The sequence below is a fragment of the Roseibium sp. genome (genome assembly GCF_965232425.1).
Taxonomy (GTDB): domain Bacteria; phylum Pseudomonadota; class Alphaproteobacteria; order Rhizobiales; family Stappiaceae; genus Roseibium.
Genome location: NZ_OZ246971.1, coordinates 4,076,193 through 4,093,748, shown reverse-complemented (window position 1 = coordinate 4,093,748; position 17,556 = coordinate 4,076,193). Strand labels below are relative to the sequence as shown.

Below are 17,556 nucleotides of genomic sequence, written 5' to 3'. Positions count from 1 at the left end.
GACCAATGGAAAAAGTTCCGATGACCTCTGCCGGTTACAAAATGCTTCAGGACGAACTGAAGGAACGTACCACGGTTGAGCGTCCGCGCATCGTCGATGCCATTGCGGAAGCACGTGCACACGGTGATCTGTCGGAAAACGCCGAGTACCATGCGGCAAAGGAAGCGCAGAGCCTGAACGAAGGCCGCATCGCTGAACTTGAAGACAAGCTGTCGCGCGCCGAAATCATCGACGTGACCAAACTGTCCGGTGAAATTGTCAAGTTCGGCGCGACCGTGTCCCTGATCGACGAGGACACGGAAGAAGAAAAGAAATACATGATCGTCGGCGACGTGGAATCCGACGTGAAGCAGAACAAGGTCTCGATCTCGTCGCCGATCGCCCGCGCCCTGATCGGCAAATCGATCGGTGACAGCGTTGAAGTGGCCGCCCCCGGCGGGGCCCGGTCCTACGAGATTGTCGGCGTCAAATTCATCTGAATCTCTGACATTCCAATCGGATATGGTCTGACGCTCGGAAAGAACGCGACCGTTTTCCCTTTGACGCGTCCCGGTCAGCCGTTAAGGTGAAGACCGGAATGTGTCGGAGGTCAGGTGATGGTCTTTCATGCGATCGGGATGTGGCTCTTGGCGGCCGCCATCCCGCTTTGGATCTATCGCTGGTATGTTTTTTCTAAGCTTGATGCGCGCGAGCGCAAGATTTTCAAGCGCATCGTGAAGCGGCGTCATGAAAACGCCTATGCGTTTGCGCTGCAGATGTTCGGCTACCTGATTGCCCTCGCGGCGGCGGTCATCCTGCTTGTCATGGGACTGCGCTACATCAAGCAGGGGTCGCTCGAGTTCGGAGCCTATCGCGACGTGATGCGCAACCGGCTCTATTCCGGTGTCGAACCGATCGACCAGGCGCTGGACGCCTACCACTACGATCAGATGCTTCCAATCGCGATCATCACCACGTGCGCGCTTCTGAGCGTCGCCTTCACGCTGGTCGCCACGGCCCTCCGGGATGTTTCGCTGATGTCCCGCCTGAACCGGAAGCTTGACGGCATGAAACAGCGGCAGGAAGCTCTCAACTAAAGCCGCGTCCGATCAGGTTTCGATCGGAACAACCGGTTCGTCTTTGGTGCGCCGGATCGTCAGCGCGGTGCGCACGCTGTCCACGTTGGGGGCTGCGGTCAGGTCCCGGATGACGAAGTTCTGGAACGTCTGCAGGTCCGGCGACACGCATTTCAGCAGAAAATCGACCTCGCCGGACAGCATGTAGCTCTCCCGGACCAGCGGCCAGTTCTGCACGGTCTCCTCGAAGGCAATCAGGTCGGCTTCCGTCTGGCTGTGCAGGCCCACCATCGCAAAGGCGGTCACATCGTAGCCGAGCTGCTTTTCATCGAGAAGCGTCCGGTACCCCTGTATGAGACCCGCTTCCTCGAGCGCTCTGACGCGGCGCAGGCAGGGTGGCGCGGAAATGCCGACACGGCGCGCCAGTTCCACATTGGTCATCCGGCCGTCGTCTTGCAGTTCTTTCAGGATGTGCCAGTCAATGGCATCAAGCCGCGCTTTCAAACCTGTCTCCTTTGAGTCTCGCCTGTCGGACCCGCCTGCAAATAGGTGTTGCTGACCGAACCGGACACCTTGCCCGGAATCGGGTCGCCACGCTAACTTGTCGACCAGTGACGAGTTATGATTATTTGCGCGTTTGTGCAAGACTATAACAAAATTGCGCACGATTCTGAAAGATTACGATAGGGGATGTTCTCCTTAGATGCACGATGAGCCGGAGACCTCTCCCGCATCCGTCTGGGTGCTCACCGATGGCAAGGCCGGTGACGTCGCCCAATGCGTCGGTGTCGCCGAAGCGCTCGGAGCTCCTTACACGGAACGCAAGGTCGCGCCGCGCCCGCCTTTTTCCTGGTGGCTTCCGTTCGGACCGACGGATCCGCGAGAATGGGAATCGCGTCCCGGCAGCCCGATCGCACCGCCCTACCCCGACATCGCCATTGCGTCCGGCCGGCGCGCCGCTGCCTATCTGCGGCGCATCAAGCGGCAGTCCGGTGGCCGGACCTTCACGGTCTTTCTGAAGGACCCCAGAACCGGGCCGGACGCGGCGGATCTGATCTGGGTGCCCGAACATGACCGCCTGCGCGGCCGGAACGTTCTGACCACGCCCACCTCGCCGCACCGCTTCTCTGCTCGCAAACTTGACGCGCTGCGCGCCGACAAGACCCCCGATATCGACAGGATCGCGCACCCGCGCGTTGCCGTTCTGATCGGTGGTGACAGCCGTCATCACACGTTCACCGAAGAAGACCAGCATCGCCTCTTGAACGGATTGCGGACGATGGCGTCAGAAGACGGCGCCGGCTTCATGATCACCGCCTCGCGCCGCACACCGCCGGCGCTGGCCTATGGCCTGTCGAGCCTGGCCAAGTCCGGCGGGCATCTGTTCTGGACGGGCGAGGCGCCAAATCCGCTCGGACATTTCCTGGCGAAGGCGGATGCGATCATCGCGACCGCCGATTCGACCAACATGATCGGCGAGGCAACGGCAACCGGAAAACCGCTGCACGTCTTCCATCCATCGGGCGGTCACAGGAAAATCACCGCCTTTTTGACGCCTTTGGAGCGCATGGGGGTCATTCACCCCTTCCCAGGCCCGCTAAAAACAACTACCTACGAGCCGATAGATGCCACACCCGTAATCGCAGATCGGATCAGGACAGCCTTCAGCGCATCCCGAAAGCACGAAACAGGGACCTGAACGGCCGGCGGCCCCGACGGGCGGGCACAACAAGAAGACAGGAAAAGGTGTCTCATGAGCACGGAACACAGCAAGCTCCTGATTGTCGGATCCGGCCCTGCCGGTTACACCGCAGCAATATATGCGGCGCGCGCCATGATCGAACCGACACTGGTCGCGGGCATTCAGCCGGGCGGTCAGCTGACGATCACGACGGATGTCGAAAACTACCCCGGGTTCGCCGATCCCGTCATGGGCCCTTGGCTGATGGAGCAGATGCAGAAGCAGGCCGAGAATGTCGGCACCAAGATCATCTACGACACCATCATCAAGGCCGACCTGTCGCAGCGGCCCTTCCGGCTCGAGGCGGACAGCGGCACGGTCTTCACCGCCGACACGCTGGTGATCGCGACCGGGGCACAGGCACGCTGGCTCGGCCTGTCCTCCGAGCAGGACTATATGGGCGCCGGCGTTTCCGCCTGCGCAACCTGTGACGGCTTTTTCTACCGCAACCGGGAAGTCGTCGTGGTCGGCGGCGGCAACACGGCCGTCGAAGAGGCGCTGTACCTGTCCAACCTTGCCTCCAAGGTGACGCTCGTTCACCGCCGCGACAGCCTGAGGGCGGAAAAAATCCTGCAAGACCGGCTGTTCCAGAACCCGAAGATCGAGGTTATCTGGGACCATCAGGTCGACGAGATCCTGGGCGGCGGCACGCCGAAAGCCGTGACAGGCGTGCGCCTTGAGAACACCCGGACCGGAGAGATGCAGGAGATCCCGACGGATGGTGTGTTCATCGCGATCGGCCATGCGCCGTCCGTGGAGCTGTTCAAGGACCAGCTTGAGCTGAAGCCGAACGGCTACCTGGAGACCGCGCCGGACTCCACGCGCACGTCGATCCCCGGCGTCTTTGCCGCCGGTGACGTTACCGACGACATTTACCGCCAGGCGGTCACCGCCGCCGGTATGGGCTGCATGGCCGCCCTTGAAGCGGAGAAGTTTCTGGCCGAACATGAAGCGGCATCCACACAGCAGGCAGCCGAGTAAGGCTGCCTGAACGTCCTGCGGAGGGGCACGCATGGATTGGGACAAACTGCGCATCTTTCATGCAGCCGCTCAGGCCGGCAGCTTCACCCATGCGGGCGACACGCTGCACATGAGCCAATCGGCCGTCAGCCGGCAGGTTAGTGCGCTGGAACTCGATCTGGGGGTTCCCCTGTTTCACCGCCACGCGCGCGGTCTGCTGCTGACCGAACAGGGCGAACTTCTCTACCGCACGGCAAGCGACGTGCTGATGAAACTGGAGTCCGTCCAGTCCAGCCTCACCGACAGCAAGGAAAAACCCTCCGGCATCCTGCGCGTGACGACGACGGTCGGCCTGGGGTCGACCTGGCTGACGTCCCGCATCAAGAGCTTCGTCGAGCTTTATCCCGAAGTCGATCTGCATCTGATCTTCGATGACGACGAACTGGACCTTGGCATGCGCGAGGCCGATGTTGCCATCCGCCTGCGCCAGCCGACCCAGCCCGACCTGATCCAGCGAAAGCTGTTCACGGTGCATTTTCACGTCTACGCGGCCCCCGAATATATCCAGCGGTTCGGCTCCCCCTCCTCCATCGAGGACATCGACAACCACCGGATCATCACCTTCGGTGAACAGGCGCCGGCCTACCTGCGCTCCATGAACTGGCTGGACTCGGCCGGTCGGCCCGCAAACGAGCCGCGGCGCTCGGTCCTGAAGGTCAACAATCTCGTGGCGATCAAGCGCGCCGTTCAAACGGGCGTCGGCATCGCCATCCTGCCCGACTACATCATCGACCAGGCAACGAACCTGGTTCCCGTCCTCACCGAACAGGAAGACAAGGTACCGTCCTTCGACACCTATTTTGTCTATCCATCGGAGCTGAAGAACACCGCGCGCGTCAAGGCGTTCCGCGAATTCCTGCTCAGCAGCGCCGAGAAGTGGGTCTACTGATCCGGCCACCGGGGACGAAGACTGAATTGCCTTGATAATAATTTGGGCAGCACATTTTTTGATCAGGAACCGATTTTTCCACGAGTACACTCCTGGTTATCGGCGACTTGAATCGGATTATTTCGAATAAATTTAGCTGATTAGCCGCAAGACGCCTAAACAAACGATTGTAAAGAAACACTTTTCGCGCCTGGATTTGCATGCATGAGCCAGCATTGCAGAAAACGCATAGCAGATTTGCGCACCTGCCACTTGTTTATGCAGCTTGTGCACCGCATATAAGCATCACTGTTGGTCACACGGGGATCACATCCTCCTCCCAGTGATGCCCGGACCAGCTGTTCCCCTCTGGAAGGTGATTCCACTGTTTTCAGTGAATCAAAATAAACTGCCGGGTCCCTAAAGACCCGGCTCTTTTTTTGTCCAGTCGATTTTGCAGCGCACAATTTGAGGCGCTTCCAGCTCACATGAACAGGCTTTCACCGCCGAGATTCTTGTAGAGACCGGCGACCTGCTCCTCATAGCCGTTATAGAGCAGCGTGTCCCTGCGTTCGTCGGTACCGAGCAGCTTCTCGCTCGCCTGTGACCAGCGGCGATGCGGAACCTCCGGGTTGACGTTTGCCCAGAAGCCGTACTCCTTCGGCTGGATTTCTTCCCAGAAACTGACGGGTCTTTCCTTGGTGAAGGATATCCGCACCACCGACTTGATGCATTTGAAGCCGTATTTCCAGGGCGTGACCAACCGGATCGGGGCGCCGAACTGCTTGGCAAGCGGCTTGCCGTAGATGCCAGTCGCCATGAACGCCAGTTCGTTGGTTGCTTCTTCCAGCGTCAACCCTTCGACATACGGCCAGGGATACCAGCTCTGTTTCTGGCCGCTGGCAATGGACGGATCCAGGAACGTTTCGAACCGGAGATACTTCGCATCGGCCTGCGGCCCCGCCAGTTTCACCAGCTCGGCCAGTGGGAACCCGGACCAGGGCACGGCCATCGACCAGGCTTCCACGCAGCGATGGCGGTAGAGCCGTTCCTCGAGCGGCATCTTGGCAAGAAGCGCGTCTATGTCGACGATCTGCGGGTTGTCGACCAGACCGTCCAGCGTCACCGTCCAGGGACGGATCTGAAGCTTCTGGGCCGCCGGCCAGATCTGCTTGTGCGATCCGAACTCGTAAAAATTGTTGTATTGCGAGGCAAAGTCTTCGGATGTGAGATCACGGTCCAGCTTGAAGGCCGGATTGCGGGTGACCGGATAAAGCCCTGCACTCGGATCTTCCTCCGCGAATGCCGGACGCACACCGAGACCCGATCCCATGAGGACCCCGCTCCCTGCGAGACCGGCCAGGATCTGGCGGCGGTTCAAAAACACGTGCTCCGGTGTGGCCTCACGCTCTGGAAGTTCCCAGCTGCGCTTCTTCAAGATGTTCATGTCGTGGCTCCTGTTTGCCAAAGAAAGAACCGGAATCGGGCTTCAAAGGCAAATAACGCCCTAGTGACCGGGAGCAACAGGATCGTGAAGGAAAAAAAACCACCGCGGCACCAGCCGAAATTCAAAGATCTCGCATGCAGTTCGCTGCCAGACGCGGAACTGAATTCTTTCAGGATACGGCGGGTGCATTCCGCACGGGCGTTTGCGGCAGGGTAGTACCGGAAATTCAATGGCAACCAGGGCGATTATAGGTCTATTGTTTGGGGGTGGGGGAAACAACAAGAGCGGGGAGGACACATATGTCGATCGAGAACGTGCTGAACAAGGCCGTCGATGAGGAGAAGGTGCCATTCGTTGTCGGGATGACCGCAAACTCAGATGGGGTCACGTCCACCCATGCGGCCGGCAATGCCACCGCTTCGAAAGCGGTCGATGCAAATACCGTTTTCCGTATTTTCTCCATGACCAAGGCCGTCGGCGGCCTCGCCGCCGCCATCCTGGTGGACCGGGGCAAGCTGACGCTCGACACACCGGTCGGCGACCTCTTGGACGCCTGGAACGATCTGAAGGTGCTGGAGGGGTTTGACGGCGACACCCCGAAACTGCGCGACCCGAAAACCCGCGCCACCCTGCGGCACCTGGTGACACACACAAGCGGGATGGAATACGAGTTCTGGAACACGGACGTGCCGCGCTACATGGAACTGACCGGCCATCCCACAATCCTGTCCGGGCTGAAGAGTTCGCTTCACTACCCGCTGACCTCCGATCCCGGAACACGCTGGGGCTATGGCCCGAGCACCGATTGGCTGGGGCAGATGATTGAGGCAGCCGACGGCAGGCGCATCGACGTCTTCTGCCAGGAGGAAATCTTCGAGCCACTGGGCATGACCAGCACGGCGTTCGAGCCCGAGGGGCTGCAGGAGCGGCTCGCTGACGTCCATATTCGCGGCGAGGACGGCAAATTCGCGCCAATGGAGATTGCCCCGCCGTCCTTACCGGAAGTCTACGGCATGGGCCACGCCCTTTACTCCACGCCGAACGACTACATGCGGTTCCTGCGCATGATCCTGAATGGGGGACAACTGGACGGAAATCGCATTTTGTCGGAGAGCGGGCTGGCGACGATGCTTTGCGACCAGATGAACGGCCTGACGTTTCAGACGATGGTTTCCTGTTCTCCGATAACGGCCGATGTCGTTCTTCCGGAGGACACGTCTCACAGCATGATCGCGGCCCTGCACACCTCGGATGTTCCCGGGAAGCGGTCGGCCGGGACCCAAAGCTGGGCGGGCGTCTGCAACACCCATTATTGGGTTGACCCGGACAAGGACCTCGCCGCCGTGATCATGACCCAGTCGCTCCCCTTCGTGGAACCGGCCTTTATGGAAACCTACGACGCGTTCGAGCGCGCGGTCTACGCGGCCCACTGAGCAACAGCTGCGGTCTCGCAGACACGGATCTCGCCGCCAATCCAATTCCGGACGAACAAGGAGGGACCTTCGGCCCCTCCCTGGAATGCGTTTTTCAGAAGCAAGGGACGGCTCAGGCCGCCTGTTGCTTCCCGGACTTCTGCAGCGCCTGCTCCGCGGCCTTGCCGGCAAGCTCGGCCATGTGGTCGAACTCGGACGTGTAGCTGGCGACCCCGGCGGTTGCGGATCTGAGCTCGACGATCAGATCGCCGATCTCCGCTTCCGGCATCAGCGCCTGCACCTCGTCCCAACCGGGCCAGTTCGGCCTGGCATCAAACCCCAGAAGCTGGCCGCGCCGCGCGGAAACGATGGCGTTGACCTTTGCCGTGGCATCGTTCGGACAGGCAACCACAACCTTGTGGATAGGCTCGAGAAGCACCGGCTTGCATTCCGGCAGCCCCTCGCGGATCGCCAGAATGCCGGCCATCTTGAACGCTTGGTCCGAGCTGTCGACCGAGTGATAGGAGCCATCCGTCAGACAGACGGCGACATCCACCACGGGAAAGCCGAATGTGCCGCGTGTCAGCGCATCGAGGACACCATCCCTGACCGACGGGATATACTGCTTGGGCACGACACCACCGGTGATCGTGTCACTGAACTGAATGCCCTCGCCCCTTGGAAGCGGCGAGATTTCAAGAACCGCGTCTCCGAACTGGCCGTGTCCGCCGGACTGTTTCTTGTGGCGTCCGCGCACCTTGGTCTTGCCTCTTATCGTCTCGGCATAGGGCACATGCGGTGTGTGCACCGCGACGTCGAGACCATATTTTCCGGCGAGCCGTTCCTGGGCGACCCTGAGATGCATTTCGCCCTGGCCCTCCAGAAGCGTTTCCGCCGTCGCCTGGTTCTGGCTGATCGACAGGGACGGATCTTCCTCGACCAGTTTCGCCAGCGCCGTTGAAAGCCGCACCTCGTCCTTCCTCTGCGCTGCCGAAACGGCGGTTGCCAGCACCGGACTGCGCCGTTCGCCTGAATCCATGCTCACCAGGTCACCCTGATCATGGCTGAGGAGATCTCCCGTTGCCACGTCGTCGAGACGACCGAGCGCGACAAGGTCACCCTTGCTTGCCGTCGCCGTCTTGCTGGCATGCTGTCCGAAGATGGAGAAGAGGCCGGAAACCTTCACTTCATCGCGGCCGTTGCGGAACAGGCTGTCGCCATCCGACACCTCGCCCTCCAGCACCCGCGCAATGGAAAGCTTGCCGCCGTGCTGGGTATGCATGGTCTTGATGACCTGAAGCAGCGAGCCGGTTTCCCTGTCCGTTGTCCGGTATTTGAGGACATCGACACCCGGCGCTTCATGGCGCAGCGCCTTCAAGAGACGGCTGACACCGTTGCCGTGATCGGCCGACCCGAAGAACACCGGGCAGATGAGTCCGTCGCGCATTTCCTTCACGAGATCGGAAAACACGAGGTCGCGGTCCGGCGCGATGTCCTCCAGAAGCGCTTCCATAAGGTCGTCGTCGTGATCGGCCAGAAGCTCCAGCATCGTGAACCTGGCTTCCAGTTCGCGCGCCCGGTCCTCATCGGACATGTCGACCTGCGTGCTTGCTTCCTTCTCGTGATAGACATGCGCGCGTTCCAGCGCGAGGTCGATGAAACCGGTCGCTTGACCGTCCTCCCAGATCGGGATCTGCCGCAGGACCAGCGGCACGGCGGAGGCCGGCTGCAGCACGGACAGCACATCGCGGACGCGCCGGCTGCTCTTGTCGATCTTGTTCAAAAACAAAACCCGCGGAATGGCGCGGGCTTCAAGAGCTTTCAGGATGAGCTGCAAGGCCGGAACCTTGCGCTCGTCGTCCTCCGCGACAACGATGGCGAGGTCGACACCGCTTAGAGCTCCATCCATTTCGCTCAGGAATTCCACTGAACCGGGACAGTCGACGAATACGAACCGGTCACCGAGATAGTCCGTTTCGGCGATGTTCACTTCAACGCTCATGCCGTGCGCGCGCGCTTCCGGCGAGGCATCGCCGACAGTGTTTCCGTCGGTTACCGTACCCTGCCGTTGAAGCTTGTCCGTTCGCGCGAGCAACGCCTCCAAGAGACTGGTCTTTCCGCTGCCGAAAGGACCGACGAGGGCGATGCAGCGCGGCGTACTGCCGGCAGCTGATCCTTTTCCGTTTATCGTGTTTGCCATAATGAGCCTCCCGTGTGTTCGGGGATATCCCCGTAACAACGCGGCATGGCCGACGAGGGACGCGGGCCTGCCGCGTCGCACCCTCAAGGATCGTTGCCCGTTCCGGCTGCATGGCTCTTTGCCCTGCAAATCGGGCATTCGATCTGGGGCGAACCAATATCGTCGCGCCGAATGACGCCTCAAGGCAAGGGAATTATGCGCCGCAGCGCAGCAATTCCGCTGCCCGCACCGAAACACCGCCCAAAAACAAGATCTTGCCGTGTTTGTCGCCGAAACCTGTGCCTCGCGCCAAATCACCCGGGACACAACAGCCTTTTGGACCGTTGCCCAAAGCACAAAGGAAGCGCTAACCTGTAGTCTGATGTTAGGGTCGTCCCTCAGCCGGGATGACAGCAGAAATCGAAGGTTTCCTTGATGCGCGTCGGCAAAAGCCTCCTGCTGGCTTTCCTCTGTTGTTTCTTCATCCAGCCTCTGGCCGCGCAGAACGTCCAGCTCCGCGGCCTGCCCAACGCCGGAGGCCTGCCTCCGGCCGAGCAGATGCTCAATCAGAACCTCAACAATCAGAAGAACAATTTCTCGACCCGAACGCAGATTGACCAGGCCAACCGCCTGAACCGCACCGAGCAGATCAACCGCCTGAATGCCAGGCGCGAGAATTTCGCAAACCCGTGCGCCAGCCCGGGTGCCCCCTGCGACATCGAGAAAAGGTAGGGACGGACCGGCAGGCGTCCGGTTCGGGACGCCCGCCCGTCAGTCGTTTGAACCTCAATCGGTGAACAAACTCATTGGAAAACGGACCGAGGCTAGTTGATCTGTTCAAGCGTCATTTTGCTGACGCCGAGGGTCAGGTTGGTTCCCGTCTGGCTTTCCAGGCTGAACGGATTGAGAGCGATAGAGCGGTCGAAACCGCCGAGCAACGCATTGGCTTTGATCCCGGCACCGAGGCTCGCGCCGGCCGTGAGCCCGCCATAGGTCCCGGCGAGCAGGCCCGGTTTGCGGTTCGCGGACGGGGCCAGCACACCCCAGACGAGGGTTGCCTCCTTGGTCTTGCCGATGTCGAGGCCGTAGTCCCTCACCTCGCCCCGGTAATATTCGACAGCGCCGCCGTCGACCGGCTTGAAACTGCACCCGAGCTTCGCGGAAGATCCGACAATGAAACTGTGCTCGCCTTCAACGAGGCAGTTCAGCGTCCCTATTTCGACTTTCGGCGTGTCCTCGGAGGCCTGCACCGATGTGGCCAAGGTCAGAACAGCGGCGGCAAGTGCCGTGCTTAAAAAACGCATTATGATCATCTCCGTATCAAAAAAAGTCCCGCGCACATGAAACGTTGGGCGGGAACGCGCGAGATATGCAACCGCTTCGCGTCAAAATCTGGGCAGACGCGTCGCGGCGCGGCAGGACGTGTTCAGGCTTCAATCCCGGTGCCGGACAATTCACGATCCGGCAGCACCGCAAGCGCGGCGACGGCGGAAGGTCCTGAATGGTCCGCCTGGCGCGCCAGCAAGAACCTACGTCCGCCGATCAGGAAAGTGAGCGTAACAATCACGGGCACCAGGCTGCTCTCGGGGCGTGAAAGAGCCCAGATCATCCCGGATGCAGAGGCTGCCAGCATCATCAGCGAATAACGCCGTCTCTGTTTGGACGGTAATCCTGCTGATCCAATGAAGCCCCGTTGTGTGAAAACGGTCAGGCACAGCCCTGCCACGAAAACGCTCAACAGAACGGCACTGTGCGCATGATCGGCGAGGAATGCGCCCAGGTCGGTGAAACCCAAACGGAAAGTGCCGACAATCAGGGGCGTCACCAGGAGGAGATGCAGATTTACACCCAGCAACACGGGGTTCATCTTTGACTTCACTACGAAAAACAACACAAAGGAAACAAGCGCGAGCAAAGCCCCGCACCAGCCGGCAAACTCCAGATCCCCGCTCTGGCGCCACACGAGTAAAAACGCGACGGAGGGCAGGCCTTCAAAGATATCCTGAAGCCACTGTTGCTGATGCGATTTCATTCTCGCAAACCTCTTGCGTTTTTCGCCTGGCAACACACGATTTCATCTTGGTTCGTCACCGACGACCGCGCTAAAACAGCCAAGGATTATCATTTTTTTAAAGTGTAAGCGGTACTTTTCAGGAAGAAAAGGTCAGGACATTTTTTGCGGAAACGGGAGCTTTTGTTCAGAAGTCTTCCGCCTTTCAAGCGCACGACCTGGTCAACGGCGTAACAAACGTAAACCAGTCTGAAGTCTTGCGTTTTCCATGAAACTGATCGTCCAAATCCCCTGCTACAACGAAGAAGCCACACTGGCTCTGGTCGTTGCCTGTATCCCGAGATCGATACCGGGGATCAGCAAGGTTGAAATCCAGATCATCGACGACGGATCGACCGACCGGACCGTTGAGATCGCCCGGTTATGCGGTGTCGATCACATTGTTCAGAACGGGCGCAACAAGGGTCTTGCGAGAAGCTTTCAGAAGGGCATTGAATCCGCGCTCGCCCTGGGTGCCGACATCATCGTCAATACCGATGGCGACAACCAGTATTCCGGCGGCAGCATTCCCGATCTTGTCAAACCGATCCTGGAAAAACAGGCGGATATCGTCGTCGGCGACCGCAAACCCGGTGACAATCCGGAATTCTCCTGGCTAAAGCGTCAGCTGCAGAAACTGGGAACGCGCGTCGTGCGCAACCTCTCCGGTGTCGACGTGGGCGACGCGGTGTCCGGTTTCCGGGCCTATACGCGTGAAGCGGCCTTTTCCATCAACGTGATGACACGGTTCAGCTACACCACGGAAACGCTCATCCATGCCGGGCAGCACGGGTTAACCGTCCTGTCGGTGCCGGTCGAGACAAATCCGACGACGCGGCCGTCCAGGCTCGCCGGATCCACCTTCCGTTTCCTGAAGAAACAGATCGTCACGATCCTACGAAGCTACTTCATGTACCGCTCCCTGAACGCGTTTCTGTGGGCCGGCGTGATCATGATCACGGTGGGATTACTGCCCGTCGTGCGGTTTCTCTATTTCTATTCGATCGGTGACGGCGAAGGGCGGCTGCAGTCCCTCGTTCTCGGCAGCATGTTCCTGCTGGCCGGCTACATCACGGTCGTCATCGCGTTCCTGAGTGATGCGCTGGCAACCAACCGCCGTCTGACAGAGGCTGTTCTGGAACGCGTGCGCCGTCTTGAACAACAGCCCGCTGCAGACAAGCCATCGGATCTGAGCGAACCGCTCCGCGTTGTTGGTCAATCCCATGACACAGTCTAGTTCCGCGGCGGCTCCGGCTGAAAACATCACGCTTTTCCGGGCGATCGATCTGATCGCCATCGGCACGGTGTTCTACGGCATTCTGGCAAGCGGCGTTCTGCAGGGGCCAGGTGCCTTCCCTCTGGGTCAGAACATCTATGACGAATATTATCTCGCCATCTTGTCCGGTCATCTCGACCTGCCAGCACGGGTCGTCCAGATCGAAGGACACTACACGGCCGACGGGACCGCCTATCTCTATCACGGTGTCGGACCGCTCCTGACGCGGTTCCTGCTCGGCTGGTTCTGGCCGTTTCAAAGTGTCGGCCTTGCCCAGCTCTCCATCTGGACCTGGGCGTGCCTGGGAACGCTGTGCTACCACGCAGCATTCGTCAAGGTATGTGCAAGGGATCTCGCGCCGCTGGGAAGCAGCGGGGTGTCGCTCAGCCGGCTGCTCGGCATCGCCATCTGGTTCAGCAGCCCCGGTTTCCTGCTGGCGGCAAACACGTCCTTCTACCATGAACCGATCGCGCTCGCCTTTGCTGCGACCGGCGCCTTCGTGCTGATCTGGACCCATGTCGGTTTCGGCAACTGGCCGTTCTGGCGAACCGCAATTCCGTGCGCGCTGCTGGCCGCCCTCACTCTTCATGCCCGCCCGAATATTGCGATCGGTCTCTACCTCGCCTGCACCTTGTGCCTGCTCGTCCTGACGGCCACGTCGCTCCGACAACATTGGCTTCGCATCGCGCTCGCCTTCGCGATCCTCGGTGCGAGCGGCATCGGCTATCTGGGGCTGAACATGGCCCGCTTCGGCGACGCCACCCAGACCCATGGCAGCTTTGCAAAGGCAGAGGTTCAATACGGTTTTGTCTTCTGGGGCTTTGAAGAAACCGACAGCGAGCGGGCCGAAGCCTTCAAGACCCACGGCAAGTTCAACATCAAGCGTATTCCGCACAATTTCGCGGTCTACGCCTTCGACCCGCCGATGGTCAAAACCTATCTGGACCCGGTCTCCGAACGCTTCCACGCTTTCACGAAGCAGGTCCTGGCAGGCGACCTCGGCTTCATCAAGATCGAACAGCCCTATGTCGGGATCGTGTTCCTGTGGCCGCTCTGGATCGTCTTCGCCGGCTATTCGTTCACGGCACCCGGTGCGACCTGGAGGAAAATGGCAATTCCGGTCACGGGCGGGCTGGCAATCGCGTTGCTGACGCTTTCCTACGGCACGGTGACGCTGCGGTATCGGGTCGACATCTGGCCGGCCTTGAGCATCTTTGCGCTTATCGGTCTCGCCGCGCTCTTGCCGAAATTCGCCGCCTCGCCGGAACGAACAGCCTGGAAATGGGGCATCGGCGCCTGTTTCATCGTGGGGCTTCTGTTTTCGGCCAACAGCGCAGGGCAATTGAGATATTTTCAGGTCAATGAACAAACCAGACCGGTCTGGACGCTTGATCAGTGCCGGTTGCTGACCGGCAAAAAAGGGTTTTCGGAGGCTGACACGACCAGAATTTGCCAACCCCCCAGGATCGGCGGATGACGGCTGCAATGAACCTGAACCCGCTACCAGGAGCCAAACAGGCATATGTCGGAACGGTGCGTCTCGCACGCCCGGTCGCCCGGCGGCTCGGCCTGATCAGCTGCTTGAATTCGGCGGCCACGGAAAAACGCTGGGCCCATTGGCTGACAAGCCTTTTCGCAATTCATGATATCGACGGGCTCATCGAACTGGACGTTCCCTGGTGGACCTACGGCGCGATCGATAGGATCGCTGCGTTTCTGCGAGAACACCCGCAAGCGCGCGTGTTCGAATACGGGTCGGGCGCCAGCACGGTCTGGCTTTCCAAACGGGCGGGTGTTGTCAAAAGCGTCGAGCACGACCAATCCTGGCACGCTCTGGTCAGCGAGCGTCTGGATTCTGGAAAGCCTGGGGGAACCGGTGCTTATAGGCTCATCGAAGCCACGCCGGCATCGCCCGGCACCGATCCTGTTTACCTGTCTGAAAAGCCCGGATATGCGGGACTCTCGTTTGAAAGCTACGCGAAGGCGATCCTGCAGGAAGACGGTCTGTTCGACGTGATCGTCATCGACGGCCGCGCGCGCGGCGCTTGCCTGCTGCATGCAGTCGAAAAACTGTCCGAGGACGGCATCATCGTTTTCGACAATTCCGGGCGGCAACGCTACCAGGAAGCGATGGGAACGTGCGGGCTTCAGGCGCAGCACTTCCGGGGCCTGACCCCGTCTCTTCCCTATTCTGAAGAAACAACCATTCTTCAAAGGCTGCCCGGACACCCCAAGGAGTGAAAACGGCTTGGACGCGCGATTGAAAAGTGTTGCTGTCTGGGGCGGTCGCTTCCTTCTTCTGGTCGCGCTGGTCTTTGTCGCGTTTGAAATCCGGCGACACTGGAACGGCATTTCCGGCTGGCGGCCGAGCGCAAACCAGGTTGCGCTGATCCTGACCCTTTCGGCTCCCTATGCCGTGTCGCTCCTGTTGCTCGCCGAAGGCTGGCACCGCATCGTGAACCTGTTTGCATCGGAACGCAGATCGCGGACATATGCATCCTTCTGTGTGACTCAGGTCGCCAAGTATCTTCCCGGAAATGTGGCACACCTGATCGGCCGGGGCCTTTATCTGCGCGGCAGTGCCGTCAGTGACGGTGCAATCGTCAAGGCAACGCTGCTTGAACTGGCCGTCATCCCCCTCGGGGCTGTTGTGACCATCGTGTGCATGGGATGCCTAGGGTTCTTTTCGGACCTTCTTCCCTGGCTGCCACGCGTCGCCTGGGTCGCCCTGGCCCTGATCCTGTGCTGCAGTATTGCATTTGCGCTGCTCGCTTCAACTCGCAGGCCGGACATTCGCTTATTGCCGGCGGCCGGGACCTTGCCCGCCGTCGCTCTAGCCGCGCTGTTCATGCTGTGCCTGGGTGGCACATTTGCCGCCGTTTTCAATCTTCTTGCGGAAGGGCCCGCCGCCGTTCTGGCAGGCGCCGGCATCATCGCCTGGCTTGTCGGCTATCTGACGCCCGGCGCACCCGGCGGCATCGGCACACGTGAGGCGACCCTGATCGCGCTCCTGTCGTTCCTGAACCAGGAAGACACCGTTCTGATCGCAACCGCCCTGTTCCGCGTCGTGACGACCCTCGGCGATGTGCTCCTGTTTCTGGGAAGTTGGCTGAAACTGCCGCGCCGGGCCTCGCTTGGCGAGACGCCGCACAACTGAAAAAGGACGGCCCAGGCCGCCCCTTCCATATCTCAGTCAACCGGGATGCAAACTATTTCAGATTGCCGCAGAACCGCTGGATGCGCTGGCAAGCTTCTTCCAGCGCCTCGGTCGAGGTCGCGTAGGAAATCCGGAAATTCGGCCCGAGGCCGAAGGCCGACCCGTGCACCACGGCGACACCTTCCGTTTCCAGAAGCTCCGTGACGAAATCGGCATCGTTTTCAAGAACTTTGCCGGAAGGCGCGGTCTTGCCGATCGTGCCGGCGCAGGACGGGAAGACGTAGAACGCCCCTTCCGGCACAGGGCATGTGATGCCGTTTGCCTGGTTCAGCATGGAAACCACCAGGTCGCGGCGCGCCTTGAAGATCTCGTTGTTTTTCGGAATGAAGTCCTGGGTTCCCGAAAGCGCCTCGACCGCTGCCCACTGCGCAATCGAACAGGGATTGGACGTCGACTGCGACTGCACCTTGGCCATCGCCTTGATGAGATCGGCAGGTCCGCCGGCATATCCGATCCGCCAGCCGGTCATCGCGTAGGCCTTGGAAACGCCGTTGACCGTCAGCGTACGATCGTAGAGCGCGGGCTCGACCTGGGCCGGCGTCGTGAACTTGAAGTCGTCATAGACCAGATGCTCATACATGTCGTCGGTCATGATCCAGACCTGCGGATGCTTCATGAGCACATCGGTCAGGGCCTTCAGTTCCGCCTCCGTGTAGGCAGCCCCGGAGGGGTTGGACGGCGAATTGAAGATCAGCCACTTGGTCCGGGAGGTGATGGCGGCATCGAGCGCTTCGGGCGTGATCTTGAACGTGGACTTGTCCGCTTCGACGATCACCGGCTCGCCGCCGGCGAGCAGCACCATGTCGGGATAACTGACCCAGTAGGGGGTCGGGATGATGACTTCGTCGCCCGGATTGATCGTCGCAATAAGGGCGTTGTAGAGCACCTGCTTGCCACCGGTTCCGACCGTGATCTGGTTGGTCGCGTATGTCAGCCCGTTTTCCCGCTTGAACTTCTCGGCGATCGCGGCCTTGAGCTCGGGAATTCCGTCCACGGCGGTATATTTGGTCTTGCCGTCGGTGATGGCCTTGACCGCTGCGGTCTTGATGTTTTCCGGTGTGTCGAAATCCGGCTCGCCAGCGCCGAGACCGATCACATCGCGGCCAGCAGCTTTAAGCTCGCGCGCCTTGTTGGTGACAGCGATGGTCGCAGAAGGTTGTACACGCGCCAATGCGTCAGCAAGAAAGCCCATAATGTCCTCCAGGGGGAAACGGGATTAACAGCGCGCGGACCGTAGAACCGTGCGTGTCAGAAGACAAGACACAATCGGCACGGACCAAGACGGCAAAGC

Annotated in this window: 17 protein-coding genes; 11 read left to right on the top strand and 6 right to left on the bottom strand. The window is 60.3% G+C overall.

From position 1 onward, the window contains the following. The first annotated feature begins 5 nt into the window (after positions 1-5). Both greA and ACO08A_RS18630 read left to right on the top strand, forming a co-directional pair. The gene (gene greA, locus ACO08A_RS18635; RefSeq protein WP_420333448.1) at positions 6-479 is read left to right on the top strand and encodes a transcription elongation factor GreA; all 474 of its coding nucleotides are present in this window, start codon (positions 6-8) and stop codon (positions 477-479) included. Between the two features lie 117 nt (positions 480-596). Further along, complete coding sequence (locus ACO08A_RS18630; RefSeq protein WP_422037453.1) at positions 597-1,076, top strand: hypothetical protein; 480 nt, start codon at positions 597-599, stop codon at positions 1,074-1,076. Between the two features lie 12 nt (positions 1,077-1,088). Here the strand turns inward: ACO08A_RS18630 and ACO08A_RS18625 are convergent, their stop codons facing one another. Continuing rightward, complete coding sequence (locus ACO08A_RS18625; protein WP_421984299.1) at positions 1,089-1,559, bottom strand: Lrp/AsnC family transcriptional regulator; 471 nt, start codon at positions 1,557-1,559, stop codon at positions 1,089-1,091. A gap of 199 nt (positions 1,560-1,758) precedes the next feature. Here ACO08A_RS18625 and ACO08A_RS18620 point away from each other — a divergent pair, with 199 nt between their 5' ends. Genes ACO08A_RS18620 through ACO08A_RS18610 form a run of 3 tightly spaced genes read left to right on the top strand, consistent with a single transcriptional unit; the run spans position 1,759 to position 4,705 of the window. Further along, a complete protein-coding gene (locus ACO08A_RS18620; protein ID WP_422037452.1) occupies positions 1,759-2,754 on the top strand; it encodes a mitochondrial fission ELM1 family protein in 996 nt (331 codons plus the stop codon). 54 nt (positions 2,755-2,808) lie between these two features. Then, a complete protein-coding gene (trxB, locus tag ACO08A_RS18615; RefSeq protein ID WP_422037451.1) occupies positions 2,809-3,777 on the top strand; it encodes a thioredoxin-disulfide reductase in 969 nt (322 codons plus the stop codon). Between the two features lie 31 nt (positions 3,778-3,808). Continuing rightward, positions 3,809-4,705 carry a LysR family transcriptional regulator gene (locus ACO08A_RS18610; RefSeq protein ID WP_306145653.1) on the top strand — a complete coding sequence of 299 codons (897 nt, stop codon included), beginning with the start codon at positions 3,809-3,811 and terminating at the stop codon, positions 4,703-4,705. Between the two features lie 463 nt (positions 4,706-5,168). Here ACO08A_RS18610 and msrP read toward each other — a convergent pair whose 3' ends face one another. After that, the gene (gene msrP, locus ACO08A_RS18605; protein ID WP_422037450.1) at positions 5,169-6,131 is read right to left on the bottom strand and encodes a protein-methionine-sulfoxide reductase catalytic subunit MsrP; all 963 of its coding nucleotides are present in this window, start codon (positions 6,129-6,131) and stop codon (positions 5,169-5,171) included. 299 nt (positions 6,132-6,430) lie between these two features. Between msrP and ACO08A_RS18600 the strand changes: the two genes are divergently transcribed. Next, positions 6,431-7,564, top strand: a complete 1,134-nt coding sequence (locus ACO08A_RS18600; RefSeq protein WP_422037449.1) for a serine hydrolase domain-containing protein — start codon at positions 6,431-6,433, stop codon at positions 7,562-7,564. Between the two features lie 112 nt (positions 7,565-7,676). Here ACO08A_RS18600 and ACO08A_RS18595 read toward each other — a convergent pair whose 3' ends face one another. Further along, entirely contained in the window at positions 7,677-9,743 is a 2,067-nt protein-coding gene (locus ACO08A_RS18595) for an elongation factor G (protein ID WP_422037448.1), read from the bottom strand. Positions 9,744-10,157: 414 nt separating this feature from the next. Between ACO08A_RS18595 and ACO08A_RS18590 the strand changes: the two genes are divergently transcribed. After that, positions 10,158-10,454, top strand: a complete 297-nt coding sequence (locus tag ACO08A_RS18590) for a hypothetical protein (protein WP_422037447.1) — start codon at positions 10,158-10,160, stop codon at positions 10,452-10,454. 92 nt (positions 10,455-10,546) lie between these two features. Here ACO08A_RS18590 and ACO08A_RS18585 read toward each other — a convergent pair whose 3' ends face one another. Both ACO08A_RS18585 and ACO08A_RS18580 read right to left on the bottom strand, forming a co-directional pair. Beyond that, positions 10,547-11,026: a DUF992 domain-containing protein gene (locus ACO08A_RS18585; RefSeq protein ID WP_422037446.1), complete on the bottom strand. Its 480-nt coding sequence runs from the start codon at positions 11,024-11,026 to the stop codon at positions 10,547-10,549. A gap of 122 nt (positions 11,027-11,148) precedes the next feature. Next, positions 11,149-11,754, bottom strand: coding sequence for a hypothetical protein (locus ACO08A_RS18580; RefSeq protein ID WP_422037445.1), 606 nt, complete (start codon positions 11,752-11,754; stop codon positions 11,149-11,151). Positions 11,755-12,001: 247 nt separating this feature from the next. On the opposite strand from ACO08A_RS18580, the gene ACO08A_RS18575 reads away from it, so the two are divergent. The 4 genes from ACO08A_RS18575 to ACO08A_RS18560 are packed head-to-tail and all read left to right on the top strand — an operon-like array spanning position 12,002 to position 16,205. Beyond that, a complete protein-coding gene (locus tag ACO08A_RS18575; RefSeq protein ID WP_422037444.1) occupies positions 12,002-13,009 on the top strand; it encodes a glycosyltransferase family 2 protein in 1,008 nt (335 codons plus the stop codon). Further along, positions 12,996-14,525 carry a hypothetical protein gene (locus ACO08A_RS18570; RefSeq protein WP_422037443.1) on the top strand — a complete coding sequence of 510 codons (1,530 nt, stop codon included), beginning with the start codon at positions 12,996-12,998 and terminating at the stop codon, positions 14,523-14,525. Before ACO08A_RS18575 ends, ACO08A_RS18570 begins: the two co-directional genes overlap by 14 nt. Then, entirely contained in the window at positions 14,522-15,289 is a 768-nt protein-coding gene (locus tag ACO08A_RS18565) for a class I SAM-dependent methyltransferase (protein WP_422037442.1), read from the top strand. The genes ACO08A_RS18570 and ACO08A_RS18565 overlap by 4 nt, the downstream gene beginning before the upstream one ends. Positions 15,290-15,308: 19 nt before the next feature. Further along, complete coding sequence (locus ACO08A_RS18560; RefSeq protein WP_422037441.1) at positions 15,309-16,205, top strand: hypothetical protein; 897 nt, start codon at positions 15,309-15,311, stop codon at positions 16,203-16,205. A 52-nt stretch (positions 16,206-16,257) separates the two neighbouring features. Here the strand turns inward: ACO08A_RS18560 and ACO08A_RS18555 are convergent, their stop codons facing one another. Beyond that, positions 16,258-17,457: a pyridoxal phosphate-dependent aminotransferase gene (locus ACO08A_RS18555; RefSeq protein ID WP_422037440.1), complete on the bottom strand. Its 1,200-nt coding sequence runs from the start codon at positions 17,455-17,457 to the stop codon at positions 16,258-16,260. Positions 17,458-17,556: the final 99 nt, after the last annotated feature.

Coding starts and splice junctions, on each gene's coding strand:
- greA (WP_420333448.1), top strand. CDS start 6: ATGGAAAAAGTTCCGATGACCTCTGCCGGTTACAAAATGCTTCAGGAC.
- ACO08A_RS18630 (WP_422037453.1), top strand. CDS start 597: ATGGTCTTTCATGCGATCGGGATGTGGCTCTTGGCGGCCGCCATCCCG.
- ACO08A_RS18620 (WP_422037452.1), top strand. CDS start 1,759: ATGCACGATGAGCCGGAGACCTCTCCCGCATCCGTCTGGGTGCTCACC.
- trxB (WP_422037451.1), top strand. CDS start 2,809: ATGAGCACGGAACACAGCAAGCTCCTGATTGTCGGATCCGGCCCTGCC.
- ACO08A_RS18610 (WP_306145653.1), top strand. CDS start 3,809: ATGGATTGGGACAAACTGCGCATCTTTCATGCAGCCGCTCAGGCCGGC.
- msrP (WP_422037450.1), bottom strand. CDS start 6,131: ATGAACATCTTGAAGAAGCGCAGCTGGGAACTTCCAGAGCGTGAGGCC.
- ACO08A_RS18600 (WP_422037449.1), top strand. CDS start 6,431: ATGTCGATCGAGAACGTGCTGAACAAGGCCGTCGATGAGGAGAAGGTG.
- ACO08A_RS18595 (WP_422037448.1), bottom strand. CDS start 9,743: ATGGCAAACACGATAAACGGAAAAGGATCAGCTGCCGGCAGTACGCCG.
- ACO08A_RS18590 (WP_422037447.1), top strand. CDS start 10,158: ATGCGCGTCGGCAAAAGCCTCCTGCTGGCTTTCCTCTGTTGTTTCTTC.
- ACO08A_RS18585 (WP_422037446.1), bottom strand. CDS start 11,026: ATGCGTTTTTTAAGCACGGCACTTGCCGCCGCTGTTCTGACCTTGGCC.
- ACO08A_RS18580 (WP_422037445.1), bottom strand. CDS start 11,754: ATGAAATCGCATCAGCAACAGTGGCTTCAGGATATCTTTGAAGGCCTG.
- ACO08A_RS18575 (WP_422037444.1), top strand. CDS start 12,002: ATGAAACTGATCGTCCAAATCCCCTGCTACAACGAAGAAGCCACACTG.
- ACO08A_RS18570 (WP_422037443.1), top strand. CDS start 12,996: ATGACACAGTCTAGTTCCGCGGCGGCTCCGGCTGAAAACATCACGCTT.
- ACO08A_RS18565 (WP_422037442.1), top strand. CDS start 14,522: ATGACGGCTGCAATGAACCTGAACCCGCTACCAGGAGCCAAACAGGCA.
- ACO08A_RS18555 (WP_422037440.1), bottom strand. CDS start 17,457: ATGGGCTTTCTTGCTGACGCATTGGCGCGTGTACAACCTTCTGCGACC.